At 57.6% G+C, this 26,107-nt stretch carries 25 protein-coding genes and 1 tRNA gene; 24 read left to right on the top strand and 2 right to left on the bottom strand.

Going from position 1 to position 26,107, the window contains the following annotated elements:
- Nucleotides 1–2 precede the first annotated feature (2 nt).
- Complete coding sequence (gene ftsW, locus HMPREF1985_RS09020) at nt 3–1,205, top strand: putative lipid II flippase FtsW (RefSeq protein WP_021772293.1); 1,203 nt, start codon at nt 3–5, stop codon at nt 1,203–1,205.
- A gap of 45 nt (nt 1,206–1,250) precedes the next feature.
- Here the strand turns inward: ftsW and HMPREF1985_RS09015 are convergent, their stop codons facing one another.
- Nucleotides 1,251–1,703, bottom strand: a complete 453-nt coding sequence (locus tag HMPREF1985_RS09015; RefSeq protein WP_021772292.1) for a nitrous oxide-stimulated promoter family protein — start codon at nt 1,701–1,703, stop codon at nt 1,251–1,253.
- Between the two features lie 156 nt (nt 1,704–1,859).
- On the opposite strand from HMPREF1985_RS09015, the gene HMPREF1985_RS09010 reads away from it, so the two are divergent.
- The 21 genes from HMPREF1985_RS09010 (at nt 1,860) to HMPREF1985_RS08910 (ending at nt 22,307) form a co-directional block, all read left to right on the top strand.
- Nucleotides 1,860–3,650: a DNA cytosine methyltransferase gene (locus tag HMPREF1985_RS09010; protein ID WP_051349100.1), complete on the top strand. Its 1,791-nt coding sequence runs from the start codon at nt 1,860–1,862 to the stop codon at nt 3,648–3,650.
- Nucleotides 3,616–4,596: an HNH endonuclease gene (locus tag HMPREF1985_RS09005; protein ID WP_021772290.1), complete on the top strand. Its 981-nt coding sequence runs from the start codon at nt 3,616–3,618 to the stop codon at nt 4,594–4,596. Before HMPREF1985_RS09010 ends, HMPREF1985_RS09005 begins: the two co-directional genes overlap by 35 nt.
- Nucleotides 4,597–4,625: 29 nt before the next feature.
- The gene (locus tag HMPREF1985_RS09000) at nt 4,626–4,835 is read left to right on the top strand and encodes a hypothetical protein (protein WP_021772289.1); all 210 of its coding nucleotides are present in this window, start codon (nt 4,626–4,628) and stop codon (nt 4,833–4,835) included.
- A 16-nt stretch (nt 4,836–4,851) separates the two neighbouring features.
- Entirely contained in the window at nt 4,852–6,153 is a 1,302-nt protein-coding gene (locus HMPREF1985_RS08995) for a sensor histidine kinase (RefSeq protein ID WP_021772288.1), read from the top strand.
- Complete coding sequence (locus tag HMPREF1985_RS08990; protein WP_021772287.1) at nt 6,150–7,634, top strand: aminotransferase class I/II-fold pyridoxal phosphate-dependent enzyme; 1,485 nt, start codon at nt 6,150–6,152, stop codon at nt 7,632–7,634. Before HMPREF1985_RS08995 ends, HMPREF1985_RS08990 begins: the two co-directional genes overlap by 4 nt.
- Nucleotides 7,635–7,646: 12 nt before the next feature.
- Nucleotides 7,647–8,378 (top strand): dTMP kinase, encoded by a 732-nt coding sequence (locus HMPREF1985_RS08985; RefSeq protein WP_021772286.1) that lies wholly within the window; start codon nt 7,647–7,649, stop codon nt 8,376–8,378.
- Nucleotides 8,375–8,929: a ribonuclease M5 gene (rnmV, locus tag HMPREF1985_RS08980; RefSeq protein ID WP_021772285.1), complete on the top strand. Its 555-nt coding sequence runs from the start codon at nt 8,375–8,377 to the stop codon at nt 8,927–8,929. The genes HMPREF1985_RS08985 and rnmV overlap by 4 nt, the downstream gene beginning before the upstream one ends.
- Nucleotides 8,919–9,776 carry a 16S rRNA (adenine(1518)-N(6)/adenine(1519)-N(6))-dimethyltransferase RsmA gene (rsmA, locus tag HMPREF1985_RS08975; RefSeq protein WP_021772284.1) on the top strand — a complete coding sequence of 286 codons (858 nt, stop codon included), beginning with the start codon at nt 8,919–8,921 and terminating at the stop codon, nt 9,774–9,776. Before rnmV ends, rsmA begins: the two co-directional genes overlap by 11 nt.
- Before the next feature lie 62 nt (nt 9,777–9,838).
- Nucleotides 9,839–11,374, top strand: coding sequence for a Na+/H+ antiporter NhaC family protein (locus HMPREF1985_RS08970; RefSeq protein WP_021772283.1), 1,536 nt, complete (start codon nt 9,839–9,841; stop codon nt 11,372–11,374).
- A complete protein-coding gene (locus tag HMPREF1985_RS08965) occupies nt 11,364–12,140 on the top strand; it encodes a histidinol-phosphatase HisJ family protein (protein ID WP_021772282.1) in 777 nt (258 codons plus the stop codon). The genes HMPREF1985_RS08970 and HMPREF1985_RS08965 overlap by 11 nt, the downstream gene beginning before the upstream one ends.
- Nucleotides 12,141–12,157: 17 nt before the next feature.
- Nucleotides 12,158–13,156 (top strand): CRISPR-associated endonuclease Cas1, encoded by a 999-nt coding sequence (cas1, locus tag HMPREF1985_RS08960; RefSeq protein ID WP_021772281.1) that lies wholly within the window; start codon nt 12,158–12,160, stop codon nt 13,154–13,156.
- A 5-nt stretch (nt 13,157–13,161) separates the two neighbouring features.
- The gene (gene cas2, locus HMPREF1985_RS08955) at nt 13,162–13,476 is read left to right on the top strand and encodes a CRISPR-associated endonuclease Cas2 (protein ID WP_021772280.1); all 315 of its coding nucleotides are present in this window, start codon (nt 13,162–13,164) and stop codon (nt 13,474–13,476) included.
- Nucleotides 13,477–13,983: 507 nt separating this feature from the next.
- Entirely contained in the window at nt 13,984–16,443 is a 2,460-nt protein-coding gene (gene cas10, locus HMPREF1985_RS08950) for a type III-A CRISPR-associated protein Cas10/Csm1 (protein WP_040637552.1), read from the top strand.
- Nucleotides 16,440–16,856, top strand: coding sequence for a type III-A CRISPR-associated protein Csm2 (gene csm2, locus HMPREF1985_RS08945; RefSeq protein ID WP_021772278.1), 417 nt, complete (start codon nt 16,440–16,442; stop codon nt 16,854–16,856). The genes cas10 and csm2 overlap by 4 nt, the downstream gene beginning before the upstream one ends.
- A 5-nt stretch (nt 16,857–16,861) precedes the next feature.
- Nucleotides 16,862–17,575, top strand: coding sequence for a type III-A CRISPR-associated RAMP protein Csm3 (gene csm3, locus HMPREF1985_RS08940; protein WP_040637561.1), 714 nt, complete (start codon nt 16,862–16,864; stop codon nt 17,573–17,575).
- Nucleotides 17,572–18,582, top strand: coding sequence for a type III-A CRISPR-associated RAMP protein Csm4 (locus tag HMPREF1985_RS08935; RefSeq protein ID WP_021772276.1), 1,011 nt, complete (start codon nt 17,572–17,574; stop codon nt 18,580–18,582). The genes csm3 and HMPREF1985_RS08935 overlap by 4 nt, the downstream gene beginning before the upstream one ends.
- Entirely contained in the window at nt 18,579–19,793 is a 1,215-nt protein-coding gene (gene csm5 / locus HMPREF1985_RS08930; RefSeq protein WP_021772275.1) for a type III-A CRISPR-associated RAMP protein Csm5, read from the top strand. The genes HMPREF1985_RS08935 and csm5 overlap by 4 nt, the downstream gene beginning before the upstream one ends.
- Nucleotides 19,787–20,581, top strand: coding sequence for a CRISPR system precrRNA processing endoribonuclease RAMP protein Cas6 (gene cas6, locus HMPREF1985_RS08925; RefSeq protein WP_021772274.1), 795 nt, complete (start codon nt 19,787–19,789; stop codon nt 20,579–20,581). Before csm5 ends, cas6 begins: the two co-directional genes overlap by 7 nt.
- Nucleotides 20,582–20,601: 20 nt before the next feature.
- Complete coding sequence (glf, locus tag HMPREF1985_RS08920; protein ID WP_369758573.1) at nt 20,602–21,708, top strand: UDP-galactopyranose mutase; 1,107 nt, start codon at nt 20,602–20,604, stop codon at nt 21,706–21,708.
- 91 nt (nt 21,709–21,799) lie between these two features.
- Entirely contained in the window at nt 21,800–22,159 is a 360-nt protein-coding gene (locus tag HMPREF1985_RS08915; RefSeq protein ID WP_021772272.1) for a PTS glucitol/sorbitol transporter subunit IIA, read from the top strand.
- A 72-nt stretch (nt 22,160–22,231) separates the two neighbouring features.
- Nucleotides 22,232–22,307, top strand: a tRNA-Gln gene (locus tag HMPREF1985_RS08910).
- Nucleotides 22,308–22,534: 227 nt separating this feature from the next.
- Here HMPREF1985_RS08910 and HMPREF1985_RS11630 read toward each other — a convergent pair.
- The gene (locus tag HMPREF1985_RS11630; protein WP_021772270.1) at nt 22,535–24,457 is read right to left on the bottom strand and encodes a nicotinate-nucleotide--dimethylbenzimidazole phosphoribosyltransferase; all 1,923 of its coding nucleotides are present in this window, start codon (nt 24,455–24,457) and stop codon (nt 22,535–22,537) included.
- A gap of 233 nt (nt 24,458–24,690) precedes the next feature.
- Here HMPREF1985_RS11630 and HMPREF1985_RS08900 point away from each other — a divergent pair, with 233 nt between their 5' ends.
- Both HMPREF1985_RS08900 and HMPREF1985_RS08895 read left to right on the top strand, forming a co-directional pair.
- Nucleotides 24,691–25,125 (top strand): Fur family transcriptional regulator, encoded by a 435-nt coding sequence (locus tag HMPREF1985_RS08900; RefSeq protein ID WP_051349103.1) that lies wholly within the window; start codon nt 24,691–24,693, stop codon nt 25,123–25,125.
- A gap of 200 nt (nt 25,126–25,325) precedes the next feature.
- The gene (locus HMPREF1985_RS08895) at nt 25,326–26,081 is read left to right on the top strand and encodes an MBL fold metallo-hydrolase (RefSeq protein ID WP_021772267.1); all 756 of its coding nucleotides are present in this window, start codon (nt 25,326–25,328) and stop codon (nt 26,079–26,081) included.
- Nucleotides 26,082–26,107 lie beyond the last annotated feature (26 nt).

The raw sequence follows: 26,107 nt of genomic DNA, 5'->3' as shown, positions 1-26,107 counted from the left end.
CAATGCGGATTCGTAAGACGATTTGGAGCAGCGATGCAGAGCCGATCGTCGTCATCATGGCCGTGCTGCTCATGATCGGGACGATCAACGTGTTCAGTTCAAGCTTCGTGCTCGCGACGACGGATTTCAACAATCCCTACTATTTCTTGATCCGCCATGTGATTTGGCTCGTGCTTGGCATCCTCATCTGCTTTTTGATCAGCCGCACGAACTACCATCGATGGCAGAGCCCGATGGCGACGCTGGGGTTCTTCCTCATCGTCGCCGCGCTGCTCGTGCTCGTCCTCGTTGCCGGCGTGACGGTCAATGGCGCACGGCGCTGGATTTCGTTCGGCGGATTCAGCCTGCAGCCGGCGGAGTTCGCGAAGCTCGTCGGCATCGTCTTTGCGGCAAAGTATTTGACGATCCGCATGAAGCTCGAACAGAAGGCGACGATCCTGCGCGGGAGGGCATACTGGCTGCTCTTTGTGCTCTTTGCGCTCATCGAGCTCGAGCCGGACATGGGCACGGCGTGCATCGTCATCGGCATCCCGATTCTCATGGCGGTCATCGTCGGCATGAACGGGCTGGAGATCAAAGGGCTCGCAGTCCTCATGGCCGCAGGCGCGAGCTTCATGATCACCATGCAGCCGTACCGCCTGCAGCGCATAAAGACGATGCTCGATCCGTGGGCGGATGCGCAGGGGACTGGCTATCAGACGGTGCAGTCGCTCTCGACGATCGGATCGGGCGGGCTGTTCGGCATGGGGCTAGGCGATGGCGTCAGCAAGTACGAATACCTGCCGGAAGCGCATACGGACTTTGCGTTCGCGATCTTTTCGCAGGAACACGGCTACGTCGGCGCGCTCATGGTCTTTTTGCTCTTCGTCCTGCTCGTGCTGTGCTGTGCGCGCGTGGCGGCGCGCGCGAAGGATGTCTATGGGCAGGTGCTCGCGATGGGCATCATGCTCCTCGTCGCAGGGCAGGCGGCCGCCAATCTCCTTATGGTCGCGGGCATCGGACCCGTCGTCGGCGTGCCGCTTCCGTTTATCAGCTACGGCGGCTCATCGCTCATCGTCACGATGATGGCGATGGGGATCCTCATCAACATCTGCAGGCAGGGAACGGAACATCAGAAGTTCCGCAGGATCGAGGAGGAGAAAGACCGCCTCGCACGCGAAAAAGCCGCGCAGGAAGAACCTGTACGGCTGTATCGCGTCAAATGATGCTTCGATGATGTCCCCTTGCGCGCGCTCGGCTGGCAGGGGATGTCATTTTTTCTTGCGCGCTTTCTTGCGCTCCTTGGAAGCCTTTTCTTTTGCCTTGATCTTGCCGTCGAGCTTTTTCTGCTGCTGGTACTTCGCGTACTCGACGCCCATGCTCATGAGCTTGTGCTTGAATGCCATGACGGGGTGGCGCAGGAACATGCGCGTCGACATGCGGTTCATGATGGCAAGGAAATCCTTTGTCTGCTGCGGGCCGAAGCATGGGCGGTCGCAGCGGTCGCAGATGGGCTTCGTGATGCCGTAAGGACAGCGATTCATTTTCGTCATGACGGTTGCGAGGAGCGCCGTGCACTTCGGGCAGAGCTTGTCGCCGGACGTGCCGTGATGCTTGTGGCAGTACATGCCGAACGCCTTTCGGATGTACGCTTTTTCCTTCGGAATGTTGTTTTGGATCTCTACCGGCTTTCGTTTCGGCAGAAAACGCGAAAAAATACTCATGTTGCTCACCTTTCTTGGGGAAGTGTGCAAACTCCCCGAATATACCGTATCTATTGTAACGATATTTTTGCGGATTTGCAAGACAAGCTGCTTTTTAGTATGATGATGTGGATAGGACGTTGAAGATCAAGAGGCATTTTGATAGGAGCTATTTGCGTGATTCGACTGGCAACTTGTTTTTCTGGGATCGGAGCGATTGAGCACGCCTTGAAGCGGATGGGGCTTCCTTATGAGATTGTATTCGCTTGCGACAATGGCGAAGTGGATGTGCTGACGAAACACATTCCTGTCGATGCGGAGGAAATTTCTTCCGAACTTCGTACGCTTGACAGGCTCATCGCTGAACTTCAGTTTGATGATGGCGTAGAAGACCTTTATAAGGAACAACTTGCCAATATGCTAAGGGAAGCGGATCGAGAGGCCCAAAATGTCATGCAGGCAATGAAAAGACTGCCGCCTTTGGATATGGATCGTGCGGTTCATTTCGTAGATATGGTGCTGCGCTGCACCATTTTGCCAAAGGCCAGGGAACGGGAGTACCGTGCTTTTCGTGCCAAAATGCAGGCAGGGAAAGGGATGTCATCGAAGCTGGCGTTTCTTCAGTTGGCCGAAAAGCTGCAGCATGACCGCAAAAAGATTTTTTCGGGTGTTGACGAAAAGGATGCTGCCTTTGTTCAGACCGCAATGAAGGAAATGGCAGCCTATGTTGAAGGCGTATGTGGCAAGAGGCTTCTTCGCACCATGCAAGACCTTGCCCAGCGGACAAGCCAACTGCATGAAAAGATAAACTATATGAAGGTGCAGCGTGAACTCGATGCGATGGGGGAGGACTGGGCAAAGCGCAAAGCGTATGTGGATGCGCTGTATCAAGGACTTGAATCGCGCAACCGAGTAAGGACGTCTTATTTTGCGAATTACGCCATTTCGGAACAGGACTACCATTGGAATATAGCGTTTTTGGATGGAAGGCAGTATCGTGGCAAAGTAGATCTTTTCGTTGGAGGAAGCCCTTGCCAAAGTTTTAGCCTTGTTGGAAAGCAGCGCGGACTGGAGGATACGCGAGGCACGCTTTTTTATGAGTATGCCCGTTTGATTGATGAGGTGCGCCCGAAAGCATTCCTCTATGAAAATGTCAAGGCCGTTCTTTCGCATGACAGAGGCAGGACGTGGGCGAAGATGCAGGAAGTGTTTGCCTCACTGGGATATCGTTATAGCTGGCGTGTACTGAATGCAAAGGATTATGGCATACCGCAGAATCGGGAACGGCTTTTCGTCGTAGGGTTTCGAAACGACATTCCCGAAGAGCGGGTATTTTCTTTTCCTGCGCCTGTCCCCCTTGAACGGCACATGAAAGATTTTTTGCTCGATGCGGTGCCAGGCGGATATTTTCTGCCGCGAAAAGGCGTGGACTTTGTGACAGATGAAAAAAATTTAACAAAGAAATTTACGCAGATTGATGGGAAAATCCAGCTCTGCCAAAAGAAAAATCAAGAGTTTAACTGGCATGGGGATTTTGTCTTTCAGTCCGAGAAAGAGGCAGAAGAGAAGCAGATTCCTGACCTAGAAAAGTATTTCCTTTCCGAAAAGGTGAGAAAATATGTTCTTGCGCCTGGTACAAAAAATTTTTACAGCAGGCCGAAAACCGATTTGGATATTGCGCGCCCCCTGCTTACGACGATGCACAAAATGCACCGGGCGGGCGTGGACAATTACGTTACGACAGATGGTCGCCTGCGCAAGCTCACGCCGCGTGAATGTTTGCGGCTGATGGGATTTTCGGATTCGTTTCAGATTGTCGTATCGGATACCGCCATGTATCAACAGGCGGGAAACTCGATTGTGGTCGATGTCCTGATTCATATCGTGGAATGTATGCTTGAGGCTTGTCCCGCAATTGAGAGGGGGCTTGGGGATGCCGAAGATTTCCCTGGCAGGAAAATCGTATGAGGTTCTCGAAACACTGAACAACGTCACGCTTGCGGATAGTTTTGTAAAAAACAAGATCGGGAGCGGTCACGGTGAGGCGAAACTGTATGTTGGCAATGAAGGCGACCGTGTCAACACGTTTTTTGATGACTTGAGACGGACCTTCTTCTTCCTTTTGGACGATTTTAAAAAATATATGATGGACGCACGGGAGGAGTATTTGAATCCACAGCAGGAATATGTGAGAAAAGAAAGCATGCCGCAATTATTCGAGTCGCTTCAATCGCGTATTGGTACGTGCGCGGGGAGGATTCTGCGCTTCTCGATGACGCGTGTTTCTGTGAATCCGCCGCGCGTGTATCTAAAATCGGATTCGCCATATTATGATCTTGTGCGGGCTGTAGGGCTGCCGAATATCAGCTATCTTTCTTTTATGAAAATAAAAGATGCGAAGAATAAAATTTTTTATTATTGCCGTATTTTTGTCGACTATAAGAGCGATATTCTGGCATACGATTCCCTTTTTGCACGGAAAGAAGAAGCGCGCATTCAGGCATCGGCACTTTCCGATAAGAAAAAAGCAGCACTTTCGGAAGCCCGTCAAGGACAGGGAGAATATCGAAGAAAGCTGCTGGACGATGTGGGCTGTTGTCCGTTTACATTGGTAAACGATGAACGCCTGCTCATTGCTTCGCATATCAAACCGTGGGCGAAGTCCACTGATTCGGAAAAAACGGATCCCAAAAATGGATTCGCCCTGACGCCGACGTATGATCGCCTGTTTGATCAAGGCTACATTACATTCCAGGCAGATGGAAAAGTAAAGGTGTCTCCATGGATTAGTCCCATGAACCAAAAGCGGCTTCATATCTATGACGGAATGGATCTGCCGAAGCTGCATTCACAGCTTGATGGGAAAAGGGAGCAATATTTGCAATATCATCGTACCTATGTTTATAAAGGCTGAACGATATCGATTGGTATGAAATCGAAAGAGTGGAGGGGATTCCCATCGGATTCATCAAAGCGCATGCGCGCGGTCTATCGAATCGGCTCCTCGCCCTCCTCGTCGTTGCGGCGATTGCCGCAACGGTGCAGGGAGAGGAACTGGAGCATTTGGTTAAGATCGAGGATCCCTGCCTCTTGGGTGGTGCGTTCCTCGCCCTCTTGCTGCTGCGGATGGTTGGCAGGGGACGCAGGAAATGAGAAAGAAGGCGGTTCGATGAACAAGAAAAAGGATAAGGGAAGCGGACAGCAAGCCGATGTGGGCGGAATGCGCCAAGGGTCTCTTCGCCATATCCTCAACAACACCATCGAGGGAATTGAGACGAGCAAAGCGCAGATCTTTGAGATTTACGAGGCAGTGAACAGCGAGCTGGACGAGGCACGGAAGCGCCTATCGGAAGTGCGCGCCGAAATCCAGATCACGATCGCCGACGTTGATCGTCTCTCTGGCGAGGAGCAGAAGGAAAAGCAGAACCTTGTCAAGGTCAGCGGCAACTTCACCACCTACTCCGAAGCGGAGATTCGCGCGTGCTACGAGCAGGTCACGAACGTGCAGATTGCGCTCGGCTATGCGCGCGAGCACGAGAACAAGCTGCGCGAGGAACGCGATAAGCTCGAACGCCGCCTGCGGGGGCTCAATCGGATGCTTCAGCAAGCGGAGCATCTCGCACTCGCCGTCGGCTCGGTGCTGTCCTACCTTTCGACACAGCTTACGGGCGTCGTTTGGAAGATCGAGACGGTGCAGCAGAAGCAATTCGTCGGCGCACGCATCATCAAGGCGCAGGAAGACGAGCGCTATCGGATCTCGCGCGACCTCCACGATGGACCGGCACAGGACATGGCACATCTCATGCTGCAGACGTCCGTCATCGAAAAGCTCATCGATCTCGATCCTGAAGAGGCGAAGAAGACGGCGGTGGAACTCCGCCATGGCATCGGGGATTGCCTGCGCGACGTGCGGCAAGTCATTTTCGACATGCGCCCCATGGCACTCGATGATCTCGGACTCACGGCGGCGATCCAGCAGCTCATCAGCAAGATGGCGGCACGCGAGATCGTCTATGCGACGTTCGGCGTCGACGGCAGGGAGTACGATGTTCCGAAGCACGTCGGCATCGCGATTTTCCGCATCGTGCAGGAAGCGCTCAACAACATCGCTGCCCATTCGGGAACCGATCAGGCGAGCGTGCGCATGCTCTACGCGGAGCAGGCGCTTTCCGTGCTCATCGAGGACTTTGGCAATGGATTTGATCCCGATGCGCAGGAAGAAAAGGCCAAGGCGGAAATCGAGGCAGAGGAGCGGGACCCGCTTGAGGAGCCGCGCGGTCATTTCGGCATGCTCGGCATGAAGGAGCGCGCGCGCATCATCGGGGCAGAGATTCTCATCAAGAGCGTGCCGGGCAAGGGAACGCGCGTCCATCTGCGCGTCCCGAACCGCACGCCGCGCGATGAAGGATCGGGACGCGCAGCGGGCAGGAAAAAGGGCGCGAAGACAGCACCGCGCAAAGGGCGACGATGAACAAGGCGAGGGGAAAGACGAATCCATCGTGCGGCCAGCGCCGCGCGCCGATCGCCGAAGCCATGCGCCGCTATGCGGCAGACGGCGCAGCCCCGTACCATACGCCGGGGCATAAGCAGGGGCTTGGCGCACATCCGCTCCTTTCTGCGCTCATCACGGAGGAGGGGCTTCGTGAAGACGTCTCGCTCATGGAGGAACTCGACGACCTGCATGCACCGCACGCTTCGATTGCCGAGGCGGAGCATCTCGCCGCAGAACTATACGGCGCCGATGCGGCATACTTCATGATCAACGGTACGACGGGCGCGATTCACGCGATGCTCATGGCCGCGCTGGTCCCTGGCGATACGGTGCTCGTGCCGCGCAATGCGCATCGCTCGGTGACGGGTGCCCTCGTGCTCGCGGGCGCCCGTCCCATCTATCTCGCGCCGGAGGTCGACGCGAGGCTCGGCATTGCGATGGGGGTCGCGCCTGAGACCGTGCGGCATGCCATCGAGCGGCATCCGAAGGCGCGCGCCGTGCTGCTCGTCAACCCGACGTACTACGGCGTGACGACCGATCTCGCCGCGATTGCGGATATCGCCCATGCGCACGATATGGCGCTGCTCGTCGATGAGGCGCACGGCCCGCATCTCCGCTTTTCCGAGGCACTTCCCGCGCAGGCGATCGAGGCGGGCGCCGACATGGCGGCACAGAGCACGCACAAGATCCTCGGCGCGATGACGCAGGGCTCCCTGCTTTTGGCGCGCGGCTCGCGCGTCGCGCCGGAACGCGTGCGGCAGGCGTCCAGCCTCCTGCAGTCGACGAGCCCGAATCAGCTCCTGCTCGCCTCCATTGACATTGCGCGGCTTCAAATGGCGGAGTGCGGAAAGGCGCGCGTCGGCGCGGCAGTCCGCCTCGCGGAGCATCTGCGCAGCGCGATCAACGAAATCGACGGGCTTTGGTGCTTCGGACGTGCGTACTTGGAGGCGAAAGGCCGGTACGATCTCGATGTCACGAAGCTCACCGTGAACGTCGCGGGGCTCGGGCTGACGGGCGTCGAAGCGGGATCCATCCTGCGCCACCAGTACAAGATCGAATGCGAATTGTCCGATGCGCGCAACGTGCTCTTTATTCTCTCCTATGCCGACGGCGAGTGCGAGGCGAAGAAGCTCCTTCGTGCGCTTTGCGCCCTTGCGACGCATCGAAGGGAGACCCATGCGATTCCTGCACCGCCGCCGCTTCCCCCCATCCCCGCACAGGCCATGGCGCCGCGCACGGCGTTTTTTGCCCAAAAGGAAGCCGTCCCGTTTTGGGCGGCAAAAGGGCGCACGGCAGCAGAGCAGGTCATGTTCTACCCGCCGGGCATTCCCGTACTCGTGCCCGGCGATGTCGTGGACGAGGCGAGCCTTTGCTATATCGCGGCGGGCAAGCAGCTCGGACTGAACGTCAGCGGCGCGGAAGATGCGGCACTGGAGCGCTTGCTCGTCGTGCAGGAATAAAGGGAAGAGAAAATGAAACAAGGAAAACTCATTACGATCGAGGCGGGGGACGGCTCCGGAAAGGCGACGCAGACGAAACTGCTCTGCGACCGGCTGCAGGCAGAGGGGCGCCGCGTGCGCCGCATCGCATTCCCCGTCTACGAGTCGGATTCTTCGGCGCTCGTCAGGATGTACCTCGCGGGCGATTTCGGTGCGCATGCGGACGATGTCAGCGCCTATGCGGCATCGACGTTCTTTGCCGTCGATCGCTACGCCTCGTACCGCACGGCGTGGAAGGCAGACTACGAGGCGGGCGCGGTCATCCTGGCCGACCGCTATACGACCTCGAACATGGTGCATCAGGCCGTCAAGATCCAGGATGCCAAAGAACGCGATTCGTTCCTCGACTGGCTTTGGGATTTTGAGTTCGCAAAGCTCGGCCTCCCCGTGCCCGACAGGGTCATTTTCCTCGATATGGCGCCCGATGTCGCCGACCGCCTCATCGAGGCGCGCGCAAAGAAGGAACACATGGCAAAAGACATCCACGAGAAAGATCGGGATTATCTGCGTCGCTGCCATGCGGCGTACTGCATGCTTGCCGGCAAGTACGGCTGGCAGCGCATCGCCTGCAGCGAGGGCGGCGCGCCGCGCGCCCGCGCGGCGATCCATGCAGACGTCTACGCGGCCGTGCAGGCCGTACTGGATTCCCATGCGGCAGGCGGACGTGTGCAACAGAAGAAGAGAACGAAGGAAGGAACGCTATGATCAAGGAAGTGCTCATCGTCGAAGGCAAGATGGACGTCGTTGCCATTGGCAAAGCCGTCGAGGCGGACTGCATCATCACGGAGGGCTTCAACCTGAAGCCCCGCACGCTCAAGAATATCGAAGAGGCGGCCAAACGGCGCGGCATCATCATCCTGACCGATCCCGACTCAGCGGGCGAGCGCATCCGGAAATTCCTCGCGAAGCGATTCCCCACCGCAAAGCACGCATTCGTGCCGCGCGAGGAAGCGACGGCTGCGGGCGACATCGGCATCGAGCAGGCGAGTCCCGAATCGATCCGCCGCGCACTCGAAACGGTGCGCACGCTCGGATGGGCATCGTCCGAGCGGTTCACGAGCAAGGATCTCATACAAAACGGTCTCTCGGGCGGAGCGAATGCATCGGCAAGGCGCGCGCACCTCGGCGCGCGCCTTGGGCTTGGCTTTGCGAACGCGAAGACGTTCCTCCTGCGCCTCAACCACTACGGCGTGACGCGCGAGGAGTTCGAGCAGGCACTTACAGAAATGGAAATGGAGGAAGAGGATGGACGCTGAAGCGAAGGGAATCCGTCCGAAAATCGCGAGCCGTGAGGTCACGCAGCATATCCTGAAGGCATTCGGCCTTCGCACGGTCCGGAGCTTTGGACAGAATTTCCTCATCGACGCGGGCGTCGTGCGCGGCATCGTCGAAGCGGCAGACCTCCGTGAAGGCGACCATGTGCTTGAGGTAGGCCCCGGCATCGGCACGCTGACGCAGGCGCTCGCCGAGACGGGGGCGCAGGTAACGGCGGTCGAGATCGATAAAAAACTGCCTGCCGTGCTCGCCGAGACGCTCGCGGGATACGACAACGTCACCATCGTGCCGGGCGATATCCTAAAGGCCGACATCCCTGCCATCATGGGAGAGGGCGCATTCAAGGTCGTCGCGAACCTCCCGTACTACATCACGACGCCGACCCTCATGACGCTCCTCGAACGCCGCCTGCCGATTACGGATATCGTCACGATGGTGCAGAAGGAAGTCGCTGCGCGCATGGTCGCGCGGCCGGGCGGCAAGGACTACGGCGCGCTTTCCATCGCCGTCCAGTACTACACCGAACCGCGCGTCGTCATGGACGTGCCGCCGCGCTCCTTTCTGCCCGCGCCTGAGGTCACGAGCTGCGTCACGCACTGCCGTGTGCGTATGGCGCCCGCTGTCCCCGTGCAGGACGAGCCATGCTTCTTCCGCGTCGTCCGCGCCGCATTCGGCCAGCGACGCAAGACACTCGCCAATGCCCTGAAGGGCGGCGGCTTTCCGAAAGAAGCGATCCGCGATGCCTTGGAGCGCGCAGGGATCGATCCGACGCGGCGCGGCGAGACGCTCTCTCTTGCGGAGTTCGCACGTCTCACAGATGCGTTCTGAGAGCATTTGCGAGGCGTGCTTCATGTGCATTTCTTTTATGATTCTAGGAAAGTTGGTATAGTATGGCAGAAACCGCATGGTCCATCCTGCCGCCGATCATCACGATCGTTTTGGCGCTATGGACGAAGGAAGTCTACATGTCGCTCATCATCGGCATATTCTCCGGCGCAATGCTCTTCACGGGCGGCAGCGTCCTGGGGTCGATCCTCACGATGTTTGCCGTCATGGCGGACAAGGTCGGGAGCAACGTCAACATCCTCGTGTTCCTCGTCATTCTCGGCATCTTGGTCGCAGCGATTTCGCGCTCGGGCGCGACACGCGCCTATGGCGAGTGGGCGGTACGCACGATAAAAGGGCGCCGCAGCGCTTCGCTCGTCACGGCACTTCTTGGCATCGTCATATTCATCGATGATTACTTCAACTGCCTTACGGTCGGCACGGTCATGCGCCCCGTGACGGACCGGTTCCAGATCGCGCGCACGAAGCTTGCCTACATCATCGACGCGATGGCAGCGCCGATCTGCATCATTGCGCCCATTTCGAGCTGGGCGGCGGCCGTCGGCTCATCGCTGCCAAAAGATTCCACGATTGACGGGTTCTCGCTCTTTTTGCAGACGATACCGTTCAACCTCTACGCATGGCTTACGATTCTCTTCATGCTTTTCATGATATGGACGGGACGGGACTTCTCCGCCATGGGGCGCAGCATCGCGGCGAACAATGAAAAATTTGAGATCCCGAAAGAGTATCAGGACACTGCGGAAGCATCCGTGAGCCACGATGAGGGACACGGCACGATGATCGACCTCATCCTGCCGCTCATCGTGCTCATCGCCGCCTGCGTCTACGGCATGCTCTATACGGGCGGCATCCACGAGGGCAAGGGCATCGCAGACGCATTCGCGAACTGCGATTCATCGAAGTCGCTCGTGCTCGGCTCGTTCATCGCTTTCGTGTTTACGGGGTTTTTATACCTGCTGCGCCGCATCGTCACGTTCAACTCGTTCTGCGACAGCTTCGGCTGGGGCTTTAAGGCGATGACGCCCGCCATCTTCATCCTGTGCCTCGCTTGGACGCTCTCGGGGATCTGCAGCAAGGAGTACCTCAATCTCGGCGGCTACGTCGGCACCGTCGTTGCGGCGAATGCGTCCATCATGACCTTCCTGCCGCCGATCTTCTTCCTCGTCGCCGCATGTCTCGCCTTCGCGACGGGCACATCGTGGGGCACGTTCGGCATCCTGATCCCGATCGCGATTGCCGTGCTCGGCGTGGAGACGCCGGCGCTCCTCACGATCTGCGTCGCTGCGATCCTGTCAGGGGCCGTCTGCGGCGACCACGCCTCGCCGATTTCGGATACGACGATCCTCGCTTCGGCAGGTGCGCAGTGCCATCACCTCGACCACGTCCGCACGCAGATCCCCTACGTCGTCGTCGTGGCGTCCTGCAGCCTTGTCGGCTATATCGTCGACGGCATCGTAACGAACGGCTGGGTTGGTCTTATCGTGGGCATCATCTGCCTCGTCATCGTGATGATCGGCATCACGATGCGTGTTCCATCGCTCGACTGTGAAAAGGGAGGCGATTCACATGCTGTTTGACAGCCATATGCACACGCGGTTCTCGGCGGACTCGGAAATGAAGGCGAAAGACGCCGTCGAAAAAGCGGCTTCGGAAGGAATCGGGATCGTCTTTACCGAGCACCTCGACTACGATTTTCCGAGCGAAGCGGACTTTACGTTCGACCCTGAAGCGTATTGGAAGGAATACGAACCGATTCGGAGCCACACGCTGCGGCTCGGCGTCGAAGTCGGCATGCGCGCATCCACGGAAAAGCGCAGCCGTGCCTTCATCGCGCGCGTGCCGTTCGACCTCATCATCGGCTCGCTCCATATCTTGGGGGGCAGGGATCTCTACGATGCGGAGGCATACGAAGGAAAGGAACGCGCGGATGTTTATCGTCAGTACCTTGCCAAAATGGAGGCGGGCATCCGTTACCATGATTTCATCAACGTGCTCGGGCATATCGACTATATTGCGCGCTATGCGCCGTATGAAAACCCCGATCTCACGTATGGCGAGTTCCGTCCCGAAATCGATCAGGTCCTTCGCGCCGTCATCCAGACGGGAATCGTCCTCGAACTCAATACACGGCGTCTCGGCGACCGCCATGCGATCAAAGAACTCGTGCCCATCTATCAGCGCTACTACGACCTCGGCGGGCGCTACGTGACGTTCGGCGCAGATGCGCATCGTGCCATGGATGTCGGCAAATACTTCCGCGAGGCGGAGGAGATCGCCGATCAGACCAATCTTCAGATCGTGACCTACGTCGAACGTCGCATGGAACGCTGCTGGCGTCCATAAGCGAGGAGGAGAGCACATTGAGTTTTGCCTATATCACCGAGGAAGGAGCATGCATTCAAAAGCGTGGCGGCGTCTTTGTCGTAGGGCGCAATAGGGAGACCATCATGGAAATCCCGGAAGAAGTATTGGAGGGGCTTGTGCTCGTGGGAAATGTGCAGGTCTCCTCGCGGGCGATGACCGAACTTCTGCGTCTCGGCATACCCGTCACATGGCTATCGCATACGGGACGATTCTTTGGACGGCTTGAATCGACGCAGCATGTCCAAGTCTTTCGGCAGGAAAAGCAGGTCTTGCAGCGAGGATCGGCATTTGCCCTTTCGCTCGCGAAGAAATGCATTGCGGGCAAAGTGCACAATCAGTTGACGATCTTGCGGCGCTACATTCGTTACAATGAATCGCCGGAAATTCAAAAAGCGGTACGCCAGATTTTGGCGCTCCGCAAGCACATCTTTCAGTCGGAAACGAGCGAGCAGCTCATGGGATATGAAGGAATCATGGCACGCGAGTACTTTCAGGCACTTGGGCGTATGGTGCCGCCCGCGTTCGCCTTTTCGGTGCGAAGCAAGCAGCCGCCGCTCGATGCATTCAATGCGATGCTCAGCCTAGGCTATACGCTTCTTCTATACGAAATCTACACTGCGCTTGGCAATGAAGGCCTTCATCCATACTTCGGCTTTTTCCATGCGCTCAAAAATCGCCATCCTGCGCTCGCGTCAGACCTCCTGGAAGAATGGCGCGCCGTTATCGTGGATTCCATGGTGCTGAGTCTCGTCCATCGTCATGAAATCAAGCCGGAGCACTTTGAAAAGAACGAAGATGGAACGCCTGGCGTATTCCTTACGCGTGAAGGGCGTGCGATATTCTTCCGCGCCTACGAAAAGAAAATGCGGACAAAGAACAAGTATATGGAAGGCAGTCACTCCTACCGTCATACGATTGGCCGCCAAGTCGCACAGTACGCACAGGCGATGATGGCGCAGAACCTTGAGATGTATGAACCGATTTTTCTAAGGTGAGCACGATGATGGATTATGAAGAAAATGAATTTATTGCAGAAGATACGCGTCGTTACATCATCCTCGTCATCTATGACATTGTAGAAAACAAACGGCGCAACAAAATGGTCAAGTGTCTTGAAAAATATGCCGTGCGCGTCCAAAAATCTGCATTTGAAGCATTTCTTACAAAAAAGAAATATGATAAAATGGTAGAAGAAACGTGTAAGCTTATCGATGCGGATACGGACTCCCTGCGAATCTATCTGCTCGCGAATCATACCATGGTGCGTTCGTGGGGGATAGGCGATCGCCATGTGGAAGATGTGATTATTTTTTGAATCACTCCCGCGCCAGCCTGCAAAAGGGAAGAGCATGCATCGGAGGCAAAACCGAGGTCAAAGCTTCCCCGACAAAGCCTCACTCCCGCAAACAACGAAAAAGCGGTTGGCGCACAAGGCGTCACGAGGATAGGATTTTCAAAACATTGCCCCGAAAGGGGACGGAAACGCAAATCTTGCAGGATGCGTTGAACTTCGGATGCAAAATAATTTTCAAAACATTGCCCCGAAAGGGGACGGAGAATGTTGTCGTTGCATTTTGTTTCCGTTGCTATCATGAAGCATTGAAAGTATCGAAGATTTCGATTTTCGCAAGGAATAGACCTTTCTAGGCGTGAAATCATTCGGTACGTTTTTTTGTTCGCTATAGCAGGAAACCTAGGCAATAAATAATAGATGATATAAAATTAAATTAGAAAGAGGAAATATTGTATGATGAAAAGAATATAAAAGAATATAAGGAAAATCAAAGATTTTATTATGAATCTTGTTAAAGGAGATGAGGCCATGGATGTTTTGCGCGAGAAAATCTTGCGAGCGGCTTTATTGCACGATATTGGCAAACTGGTGCTTCGTGCAAAACCTGAGCAGCGAACGCATTCGTCCGTTGGCGTGGATTTTCTGAGAGGCTTTGCCACGGAGGAGGATACAGACATCCTTCGTGCAATCGGGCATCATCATGCGGCGGATTTACGATCCTTGAAGGCTGACTATTGCGACATCAGTTATCTCATTTACGAAGCAGACAATCTTGCGGCAGGAACGGACCGACGTACACGCTCCAATGGTGAAAGCGGGTTTTCGGCAGCGATGCCATTAGCGAGTGTGTTCAATGTGTTCGGCGATGGGGATGCTGCGGAGAACGCCTTCTATCTGCGCGGACTGCGTGATGAAGGGGCAAGGCTTTATCCAGAGCCTAAGGAAGCAATTCGCGCGACACAGAGCGCGTATCTCGCACTCTATCGTGATTTGGAGGATAATTTCCGGCAGAAATCTCCATTTCGTATGTCGATCCATGAGCTTTTGCGGGTGCTGGAGGGTATTTTGAGCTATGTGCCATCGAGCACGGCACGCGGCGAGGCGGCGGATATTTCACTCTATGATCATCTGCGCTTGACCGCGGCTTATGCATTGGCGATGTATCACTACTGTGAGTCGGAGGGGGTACAGGATTATCAAGAGGCGTTCGTTTCGCATGCGGATCGTTGGCGGGCGAAGCCGATGTACTTGCTCGCGTCGGGGGATTTGTCGGGCATACAGGATTTTCTTTACACCATCCCATCCAAGGGAGCGTTGAAGAGCCTGCGCGGACGGTCCTTTTATTTGGAAATCCTTTTGGAGCACATCGCCGATGAGATCCTGGAGACAGCGGAGCTTGCGCGGCCATCGCTTCTCTATACAGGCGGCGGGCACTTTTACATGCTGCTTCCCAATACAGTGGACATGACGGACCGGATTGACGCCGCCCGCGAAACGGTGAACGATTGGATGCTCACGCATTTTGGGACGCGCCTGTCCTTTGCGATGGCGTCCGTTCCTTGCTCAGCACAGGATTTCCTTTCGGCGGGCACGCAAAACGCATTCGCGCGTGTCGGTGAAGCACTTCAAAAGGAGAAGACGAGCCGCTACTCACTGCCGCAGCTCAAGGCGCTGTTCTCGCCGACAAGTGCATACAACCATGTGCGGGATGCGGCACGCGAATGTGCGATATGCCATACGTCTGCGGCGGTGCTTTCTCCGTATCCTGCGGATGAGGCGGGGGCAGAGGCGTGCCCGATGTGTGGTGGATTGTATCGCTTCGGGCAGCGTATCTTACAGGCGGAGGTCTTTTGCGTCTTGTCGGAACCGGAAGAGGACGCATTGCCTCTTCCGAGCATGGCAGGCACGCGCTGCCTTGCGGCAAAGTCGCTGGCGGAGGTGCAAAAAGGCATGGTTTCGGCGCGCCGCCTGTATGTCAAGAATCAAGTGCTCACGGGAAAGCGTCTCGCGACGCATCTTTGGATGGGCGATTATGTCGCGAGAGGTAAACGCGGTGAAGTGCTTGAGTTTGAGGATTTGGCGCAGCGCGCGGGCGGATTGCATGACGGGCTCGGAATTCCGCGCATCGGTGTGATTCGCGCTGACGTCGACAATCTCGGTGCAGCGTTTCGTGCGGGCTTTTCTGCGCAGTATGCGACATTGACGCGCACGGCGGCGCTTTCCCGTCAGTTGTCGCTCTTCTTCAAGCATTACATCAACGCGCTCTGTGCGGGCGAGGTCAATGGCATCGGGGAGAGCGAGCATGAGAAGTTCTCCCTTTTCGGCGCGCCGAAAGAGACGCAGCGAAAGGTGCATATCATTTATTCGGGTGGGGACGATCTCTTCCTCGTTGGGGCATGGGATGAAATCATTGAGTTCGCCGTGGATCTCTATCGGGCGTTTTCCCGTTTCACGGGAGGCAGGCTTCACTTCTCGGCAGGCATTGGGCTCTTTCGCGCGGCCTATCCCATTTCGGACATAGCACGACGCGTGGGCGAGCTTGAGGATGCGGCAAAAGCGCTCCCCGGAAAAGACGGCGTCGCGCTTTTCGGCATAGAGCAGGAAGCGGGGCAGAAGCCGCGCGTTCAGGCGTACCATTGGCGCGATTTCATCGAGGGCGTATGCGGAGAGAAGCTTACTTTTCTGCGCGAGCATATTGCTTTTGAGCGGATGGATGCGCGTCGCATTACGATGGGAAAGAGCGCACTCTACCGTCTGCTCGCGCTTCTTGCAGCAGACGGCGTGTCGATCTCCCTCGCTCGCTTCGTCTATGTGCTCGCACGGCTTGAACCGCGCGCGTCAGAGGGGGCGGAAAAGAAGGCGGCGTATCGTAAAGTGCGCGAAACGTTCTACCGCTGGTATCGAAAGGAAAAAGACCGGCATGAGCTTCTGACAGCAGTCCAGCTCGTGATTTACGGCTTGCGTGAGAAGGGGGAGAAGGCAGGATGATGAAGGCGCAGACAGAAAAGGTGCACATTCCCGATATTGCGGGGGAAGCGGAGCAGGTCATTTTGGGCTTGGAACGGGACAATGAGGGCAAGCCGAAAATCACCAAGAGCCAAATACGGAAATTTCTTGCTGCTGTCAATACGCTGACAAACAAGGTGGAAGACTACCGCGCCAAGAACGGAGGCGCGAAGGAACTCAGCCCTGCGCTCGGCGAACAGGTCAAATACCTCAAGGTGAAGTTCGCCTATCAAGCGGGAAGGGACAGCACCGGCACCGTGCGCGAATTAGGCGAAAAGGGAAAGATACAGGAACGAATCGATGGGATCGGTCTCAGCGTAGAGCGGTATGAACGCTTCGCGCGATTCATCGAGGCGCTCGTCGCATACCATAAATTTCACGGCGGAAAGGACTAATGGTCATGGCAGAGCAAAGCACACTCAAGGGAAAGATTCAGATCCAAGCGATCCTGCGATTGGAGACGGGGCTTCATATTGGTGCATCGTCGGATTTTGCGCCCATCGGTGCGGTGGACAGCCCCTTCGTACGCGACCCGCTGACGCGCGAGCCGGTGATACCGGGCAGCTCCCTGAAAGGAAAGATCCGCACCTTGCTCGCCAGGAGCTATACCAATGGCTGCGAGATGAAGAAGGTCAGCGAGGACGTGCCGCGCATCGCCCGCCTTTTCGGCTCAGCCGCAGAAGGAAACGAGGGCGGCGTGCCGTCGCGCCTGCAGTTTTTCGATATTCGTCTGACAAAGGAAACGCGCAAGCGTTTTGCGCAAATGGATCTCGATACGTATTTCGGCGAGGTCAAGTGGGAGAATGCAATCGACCGCATCACGGCGGGCGCAAATCCGCGCCAGATCGAGCGCGTGCCTGCGGGGCTGGAGTTTGCGTTCCGGCTCACGTACAATGTCGAGCGCGAGGCAGAGCTCATGGAGGACATGGAGACGCTCCGCGATGGGCTCAAGCTCCTGCAGCTCGATTATCTGGGCGGGCATGGCTCTCGTGGCTACGGCAGGGTGTCGCTTCGTGATTTTTCCGTGGCGCAGTTCTCGCTTAGCGGAGCGAAGCATGAGGAAGAAATGGAAACGGTCGCACAGATGCTGGAGGAAGGCGGGGGACTGGCATGAGCTATGTCCTCTATCCGCTGACGTTTGATGCTCCCGTCCACTTTGGTGCGGCGGGCGAGGGCGGCGGTCTCACGCGAACGGAGATGGCATTTCCTGCGGATTCGCTATTTTCGGCGCTCTGCGCGGAGCTTGCCGCATCCGACGAAATGGAAGCCTTGGATTCGCTGCTGGAAAAGGCGAAGGCAGGGAAGCTTCGTCTTTCCAATCTTCTGCCATGGCAGGCGCTGGATGGCGAAGAGATGGCGTTTTATTTGCCGCGCCCCCTTTTGGTGCAAGGGGAGGCACTGCCATGCGGCGCATCGTATACGGAGTCGTGCGAGAAGGCGACGGCGTACAAGCGGCAGAAAAAACTGCGCTATCTTCGTGCGAGTCGCCTGCAGGCCTATATGACGGCACGATCCAGTGGAAACGCATTTCCAGATGAAGCCGTGCGGCTTGGCAGCGCTTCGCTGCGCCAGCGCGTGAATTGCCGTGAGGCGATGACGCTTCCTTATTTCGTTGGGCAGTTCGATTTTGCGCCCGGCGCAGGACTCTACCTTGTCGCGTATCTTGCAGACGAGGCGGATGCGGATTGGCTGCGGGAGATTTTGACACTTGTCGGTGTGAGCGGCATCGGCGGCAAGCGCAGCAGTGGATACGGTGCGTTTCATTTGGCGGATGATCCGATTTTTTTAGAGGAAAACGGCATCTATGAAGACGACACGGCGCTCTATGCGCTGCTCATGGCAGAGGCTGCACCGCAGCAGATGGCAATCGCATCCGTTTTGCCGAAAGAGGATGAGATACGGCTCGTGCAGCAGGGCTCGTATCGCCTGCGCAAGAGCGGCGGATTTATCGGAGGCGTTCGCCTTGCCGCAAAGAAGGATTCCGTCTGCATGGTCGAGGCAGGCTCGTGCTTTGCACAGCGCATGGAAGGTCGTATTGTGAGCCTTGGCGAGGCGGAGGGACATCCGATTTATCGGTATGGCTGCGGGTTTTTTGTGGGGATAACGGGGGAAAACAGATGAAACTGGTAGGACAGGCATTGGATCTGGTATGCATCGCCCCCGTTCATGTCGGGAACGGCACGACGCTGAAGGCATACGAATATCTGTTTGACAAACGTCGGAAAGAGGCGCTTTTCCTGCGCGAGCCTGCGTGGATCTCATTTCTCGCAAAACACGGGCTGACGGATGACTTCGCGCAGTACATTGAGGATACGGCGCGGAAACTCAATGGAAAGGGCAATTTCAAGGGACTGTATTTATGGGACTACCTGCACACGAAGCGGATCGCTGAGCGAGAGATTCGCGCGCTTGCCATTCGCCGTGCGCAAGTGTTGGTCGAGAAGGATAAAGGCTCGGCAAATGACATCGCCCTGCAGGCTGCGCTTGCCGATGGGCGTCCCTATATTCCCGGCAGCGCGGTGAAGGGCGCCCTGCGGACGGGGCTGCTCTATCGTTATCTGAAGCAGCACGAAGCGGTGCGCGAGCGGTATTGGAACGAACTTTTGCGTAAAGTGCAGTGGGAGAAGAATAAGGAGATTGACAGGACGTGCAGCGCTGTCATCCAATCCCTCGAGACGGAAGCCTTCCATTGCCTCGGGGCGAATCCGAAAAGCCGCGATGATGCGGTCAACAGCGTCCTGCGCGGGCTGCGCATCAGCGATGCCGCAGTGCCGGAGAAGGAAAAAGACACGGTCATTTTGCAGAAGACGGACGCGACGCAGAAGACGAGCCGTGACGGCAGGCAGGCGCGTACGATATCGCTCTTCCGCGAGTGCATTCCGGCAGGCAGGCGGCTTCGGTTTTCCATCACGGCGGATTTTTCCATGCTGGAGAAGATTGGCATTTCATCCATTGCGGAGATTGTGCAATGGACGCGCGCCTATACGCAGGATGGGCTTTCGTGGCAGCGCAAGTTCTTTGGCGGAGCGTATGGCTACGTATTCGATGAGGCGGAAGAGGCGGATCTCTTGCTGGGCGGCGGCACGGGATTCCTGTCGAAGACGATTGTGCGTGCGCTCGCGCCAAGCGAGAAGGAGGCGCGGGATTTTACGGCAAGACTCCTCGACAAGAAATTTACGGGCCCCGATAAAAAGACAGGAAAATGGGGGCCCGCCCACAAGCACGTGATACAGGACGGCGCGCTTTCGCCGCGCACGCTGAAGCTCGCAGCGTACGGGCAGGATACATGGGCATTGGGCCTTTGCCGCCTTGAGGAGGCAAAGGGATGCTGAGGCGCTTCGGGATCCCGCTTGCGTTTCCGAAAGGCGAACGCGTCGCGGCATCGATGGGGTCGGTTCTCCATGGCGCACTCATGGAGCGCATTCCCTGCAGCATGGCGGAGCATCTTCATGTGCAGGGCATGCGCCCCTATAGCCAAAGCCTCCTGTTTTCAAAGGAACGCGGACAGGCATATTGGCGCTTCGGCGTGCTCGATGACTGCGTCGCAGAGGCGTTTTGCGCTGCCCTTTCCCGCGATGCGGAGCTAAACTTGCGGCAAAAGGGGTATTCTGTCTGCATGGGCGCGATAGAAATGCAGGAAGAAATCTCGTTCGAGGACCTTGCGGATTCTTTTATGGAGGCGAAAGAAGCACCGCGCGGTGTGACGCTGTCCTTTCTGACGCCGACGAGTTTCAAGCGGAAAGGAGCGTACTGCATGATGCCGGAGGCGCAGCTCATCGTGCAAAGCCTTGTCATGCGATGGAATCTCTTTTCTAGGACGATTCGTTTGGAGGAGGAAAATATGGCGGAGCGTCTTGCGGGCTGCTGCAAGGTCTCGTGCTACGCACTGCATTCGGAGAATTTTTCGCTTGAAGGCCGTCGTATTACGGGATTTCGCGGCATGCTTTCCTGCCGCTTTGGCGGGACGGAGCTCGCACGGTGCGTCCTTGGGCTTCTCGGTGCCTTTGCGCCGTTTGCCGGAATCGGCATCAAGACGGCGCTTGGCATGGGGGCAGTCGCTGCGAGGGCATGGGAGACTCGGGCGAAAAACGAGAGGATCGTCGAGGAGACGGATTCATAAGCAGAAAGAGGAGAATGCACGTGGGAAGCTATGATTACCTGATTGTCGGTGCGGGGCTTTTCGGCGCGGTATTCGCGCATGAGATGAAGGCGCGCGGGAAGCGCTGCCTCGTCCTTGAGCGAAGGGCGGCGATCGGCGGCAACGTCCGCACGGAGGAGCGCGATGGGATTCAGATCCATTGCTACGGCGCGCATATCTTCCATACGAATGACCGCCATGTTTGGGCGTATGTCCATCGCTTCGCCTCATTCAATCAATTCGTCAATTCGCCGCTCGCGAATTTCGGCGGGATGCTCTATCACCTGCCTTTCAATATGAACACGTTTCGCGAGATGTGGGGCGTGCGCACGCCGGATGAGGCGCGCGAGCGGATCATGGCGCAGCGGGCAGAGGTCAAAGGCAAGCCGCGGAATTTGGAGGAGCAGGCAATCTCGCTCGTCGGACGCGATATTTACGAGAAGCTCATCAAGAGCTATACCGAAAAACAGTGGGGGCGGCCGTGCAGCGAGCTCCCCGCCTTCATCATCCGCCGCCTGCCCGTGCGCTATACCTACGACAACAATTACTTCAACGCACGCTATCAGGGGATCCCGATTGGCGGTTACACGCGGCTTGTCGCCAGGCTGCTGGAGGGGATCGAAGTGCGGACGGGCGTCGACTACAACATGGCCCGCGCGCAGTACGAGGGGCGGTTTGGGCATCTCGTCTACACGGGCGCACTCGATGCGTACTTTGGATACAGGCTCGGCGCGCTCGCGTACCGCGGACTTCGCTTTGAGACGGAGCGCCTTGAGATGGAGAACTATCAAGGCGTCGCCGTCATGAATTACACGGAAGCGGACATCCCCTACACGCGCGTCATCGAGCACAAGCATTTCGAGTTCGGCAAGCAGCCCGTGACGTGGGTCACGCATGAGTACCCGGCGGAGTGGAAGCGTGGGGATGAGGCGTACTACCCGATCAACGATGCGGGAAATCAAGCGCTTTACCAGAAGTACGCGGCACTCGCCGCGAAAGAAGAGAATCTCATCCTAGGCGGCAGGCTCGCGCGTTACCGTTACTGCGATATGGATCAAGTCGTGGCATCGGCGCTTGCGGCGGCGAACGAGCAGGAAAAAGTCGATTGATTTTTCTGTCATGTATGTTATACTATACACAAGTGGCTTTTTAATCGTAATGCCATCTGTCACGCAGCATGCTTGGTAGGAGGAAAGGGACATGGAAACGAAGTACGACGTCCAGATCACAGCAATCGGAAACTTGGCTCGATCGTTCTTGGAGAACAACAACAGTGCGATTTTGCTCGACGAAGGAATCCGCCCAAATCTCTCGGACATGGTCATCGAGCATACGCAGGGCGAACTCAAGGCAGACGTCAAGGCCGGCGACACGCTGCTGATGGGCGACATCAAATTCCGCGTCGAAAAGGTCGGCGACGATGTGAATGCGAATCTGCGCGAAGAGGGGCACTGCACGCTCGTTTTTAATGCGGTCGGATCGATGCCGGGACAGATTTTGCTGAAGGGCCCGTCGCTTCCCGTTCTGACGGTCGGCGCACATGTCACGATCACAAAATGAGGCCCCGGGGAAAAAGGGGTTGCCATGCAGGTCGTTTTCCTGTATAATAGCTGTTGTCCGACACTTAGGCACAGGGGTATCGCCAAGTTGGTAAGGCACGGGTCTCTGAATCCCGCATGCGTTGGTTCGAGTCCAGCTACCCCTGCCATTGGAAATCCGAGCACCGTTTTAGGCGGTGCTTTTTTTGTTGGTGCAATCCTGCGTGCAGGGAAAATCATGGAATGGCGGGTTATCCACAGCATCCATGGAACGGAAGAGGGAAAGGGTGGTGAAAAGGAAGCAGAAAGGGCGGCTTATCCACAATATCAACAGGTTCGTCTGTGCATTCTGTGGATAAGTCGCCCTTTTGCATTGGCAAAATCCTTGTATAACAGGTTACTTCGCTTCGTGCTGTTTGCCCGCGCCCGGCCCATCGGCAGCGACGCTTACCTTGGCATCGGCGAAGGTCTTCATTTCGTTCAGCATCATGAGGCTCGCCTCTACGAGCGTCGTTGCGATGCAGGCGGAGAAGCCACCGGGAATGGTCTCTTTGGCTCTGAGGAGCGTGCCGCGCGCGTGCAGCAGGTAGGGGCGCACGGCGGGGCAGAGGCGTTCGGCATAGCGCGCGACGATGTCGGTCACCGCATCGTCGAGGACGAGGAGGCTGCAGTTGTGTGCAGCGGCGATGATCGCGCCCATGAGGGCGGAAATGACGCCTTGATAAGGGGGCGGCACGTGGCGCAGGAAGTCGTCGGCATCGTAGCGCAGCGCACCGTCCGCCGTGAGGAGGGCTGCGGAAAGCTCGCCTGCCATCGTGCCGAGCGGCGTGTCTGCGCTTTGCTCGCTGGCGGCGAGCGCGAGGATCGGATAGGAGACCGATAGAGCTTCGCCGCGCTCGCGTCCGAAGTGGAAGGTGGCGCGCGGTGAAGCACCCTGCTTTAGGTGCGCGATTTCGACGGTCACGCCGGCGGCATCGGCAGCGCCCTGTGTCAGGGCTTCCTGCACGGCATAGAGGCGGCGTGCCGAGAAGCAGAGCAGTGCCGTTTCCTGCCCTGCGGCGGGACGTTCCTCGCCGATGATGCCCGCGAGCTCGACGGCGATCGGTTCGAGTGCGCCAAGGCTGTAGATGGGCTTGGCGAGGTTGTCGATGTAGCTTTGGCAGGCGCGCATGGAGGCACCGTCGAGTTCCTGCATGGTGTGCAGGTAGAAATCGAAGGTCTTGTCGGTGAGCGTGGGATCGTCCTTTGGCATGTAGGTGTGCGAAAAGCGCGTCTCGGCGCGGCTTTCATGCGGCGTGTCGAGCACTTCCCATGTGCGGAGCAGGATCTCGATGATGCGACAGATGATGGAGGATCCGCCCGCCTCGCCGAGACAGAGCCCGAGCTTCATATAGGTGGGCAGGCCGAGCTTTTCCAGGCTGTGGCGGTGCGACTGTTCGCCGCCGCGATGGGACGCGATGAGCGCATCGGTCGAGGCGGGCGCGATGGACTGCGCGATGAGCGCAGCGGCGGCGCAGTTCGCGCCGTCGAGGATGACGGCTGCGCCTTCTGCTGCCGCTCCGAGGATGAGTCCCGCGATGCAGCCAAATTCAAATCCGCCGACTTTGGCGAGGACATCGATGCCGTCCGCCGGATCGGGCGCATTGTGTTCAAGCGCGCGGCGCACGACGGCGATTTTCGCCGCGAGTCGCGCGTCGGAGATGTTCGTGCCGCGTCCCGTCGCCGCATCGGCGGAAAGACCGCAGATGGCGGCGCAGATGGCGGCGCTCGCCGTCGTGTTCGCAATGCCCATCTCGCCGGGGAGCAGGCAGGTGCAGCCCGCCGCGATGAGTTTCTGCGCGAGCGCGATGCCCGCTTCGATGGAGGCGGTCGCCTGCGCGCGCGTCATCGCGGGCTCCTGTGCCATGTCCTTCGTGCCGCAGGCGATGCGGCAGTCGAGGAGGCCGGGAAGGTCGGCTTTCACCTTCATGCCCATGTCGACGACGACGAGCCCTGCGCCTGCGAGAGCCGCAAACGCGTTTGCGGCGCCGCCGCGGCTCACGAGGTAATTGCGTGCCATCTGCACTGTCGTCTCAGGCGGGTAGGCACTGACGGATTCCGCCGCGACGCCGTGGTCGGCGCAGGCGATGACGACGCAGGGGCTAGGTGCGGCGGGGTGCAGATCGCCTGTGATGCGGATGTAGCGCAGGAGGAGATCGCGCCATGCGCCGAGCGCAGCATCGTCGCCCTCCATGCGTTCGGCGAGGAGCGCGGCCGTTTTTTCGGCCGGCCGCGCATCGCGCGGTGTGATGCGCACGATGGTTTCATCCAGCAGGCTCATGCCCGTGCCTCCTTCTGCTCGTCATCGTCATGGGGAATTTGCTCGAGCGACAGCTCGATGCGGCTGCGCTTTTCATCGATGGATAGTTGGGCTTATTATACCATAGAATGAACGTAGAATGAACGTGCGAGTAAGTTTCATTTTTATGATTGACAGGCAATCATTTTTAGGTTAGAATGACATAAAGAAGATAATTGTTCTTACCTAATAATCTGAGACGAGGTGATTTTATGATGCTGACGACGGAGCAGGTGGCGGAGCGCCTGCGAGGACAGGGCTTCAAGGTCACGCCGCAGCGCCTCGCCGTGTATCAGGCACTCGCGCGCACGAAGGCACATCCGAATGCGGAGACGCTCTTTAAGGAGCTGCGCCCCCTCTATCCGACGATGAGCCTCGCGACCGTCTACAAGTCCTTGTCGATTCTCTGTGCGATCGGACTTGCGCAGGAGCTGAGTCTTGGCGAGGATTCGTTCCGCTACGATGCGGACACGAGCCACCACCCGCACATTCGCTGCACGGTCTGCGGACGGGTCGACGATGTGCCCGCGATGGAGACGGAAGCGTTTACGAAGCGGGTCGCCAATGAGACGGGATACAGCCTGACGGACTACCAGGTCTATTTTTTCGGGCGCTGCCCCGTATGCCGCAAGGCAAATCCGGTGCATTGACGTGCGCTTTTCGGCGCGTGCATAGCACGAAAAGACAGTGGCCCAGCCATTTGGAGCCGCTGCTTTTTCATTTTGGGATGGGCAGCATTGCATGGCGGGAAAATTACGGCAAAATTACATTGAATTTACAGATATTGGATTTATGATAGCAGGGGAGGCGAGGGGAAATCGCACTCGCTTTACGGGGGAGGAACAGGCAGATGCAGGTTGTCGTGCTCGCGAGCGGAAGCAAGGGAAACGCTGTTTTCGTCGAAATGGGCGGTGCGCGCATCCTCATCGACGCGGGCATCAGCGCGCGGCGCATCAAGAGCGGCCTTGCCGCCGAGGGCGTCGATGTGCGCTCGCTTAGCGGCGTGCTCCTCACGCATGAGCACCGCGATCACGTCGCGGGACTTCGGACGCTCCTGCGCCAGTACCGCTTGCCCGTCTTTTCGCGGCAGGCGACGCTTGAGCAGATCGGAGCGGGCGGGATGCTCCCAGAGGATTGCTTTCACGCCGTCACCGAGGCGTTTTCACTCGCGGGCGTCTCCATCGCGCCGTTTGCGATCCCGCACGATGCGGCCGATCCTGTCGGCTGGCGCATTGCGGGCGCGGAGCGCTTTGCGCTTGCGACCGATGTCGGATTCGTGACGCAGGAGGTTCAGTCCGCCATTGAGGGCGCCGATATGCTCGTCCTCGAGGCGAACCACGACACGCAGATGCTAAAGTGTGGCTCGTACCCTTGGCCGTTGAAGCGGCGCATCCTCTCGAACCGCGGCCATCTCGCGAACGCGGACGCGGCGTGGGCGCTCGTGCGCATGCGGAAACGCCCGAAGCGCGTCGTCCTCGCACACCTCTCCAAGGAGAACAACCGCCCCGCGCTCGTGCAGGAGACCGTCGGGGACGTCCTGCACCGACAGGGCGTCAGCATCCCGCTCACACTGGCGTCGCAGGATGAAGCGGTCCGCATCTCATAGTCTTGTATCGCATATATTATTCATAT

It is taken from the genome of Mitsuokella sp. oral taxon 131 str. W9106 (genome assembly GCF_000469545.1).
Classification (GTDB): domain Bacteria; phylum Bacillota; class Negativicutes; order Selenomonadales; family Selenomonadaceae; genus AWVT01.
The sequence above is the reverse complement of the archived record's forward strand: the minus strand, read 5'-3'. Positions and strand labels throughout refer to the sequence as shown.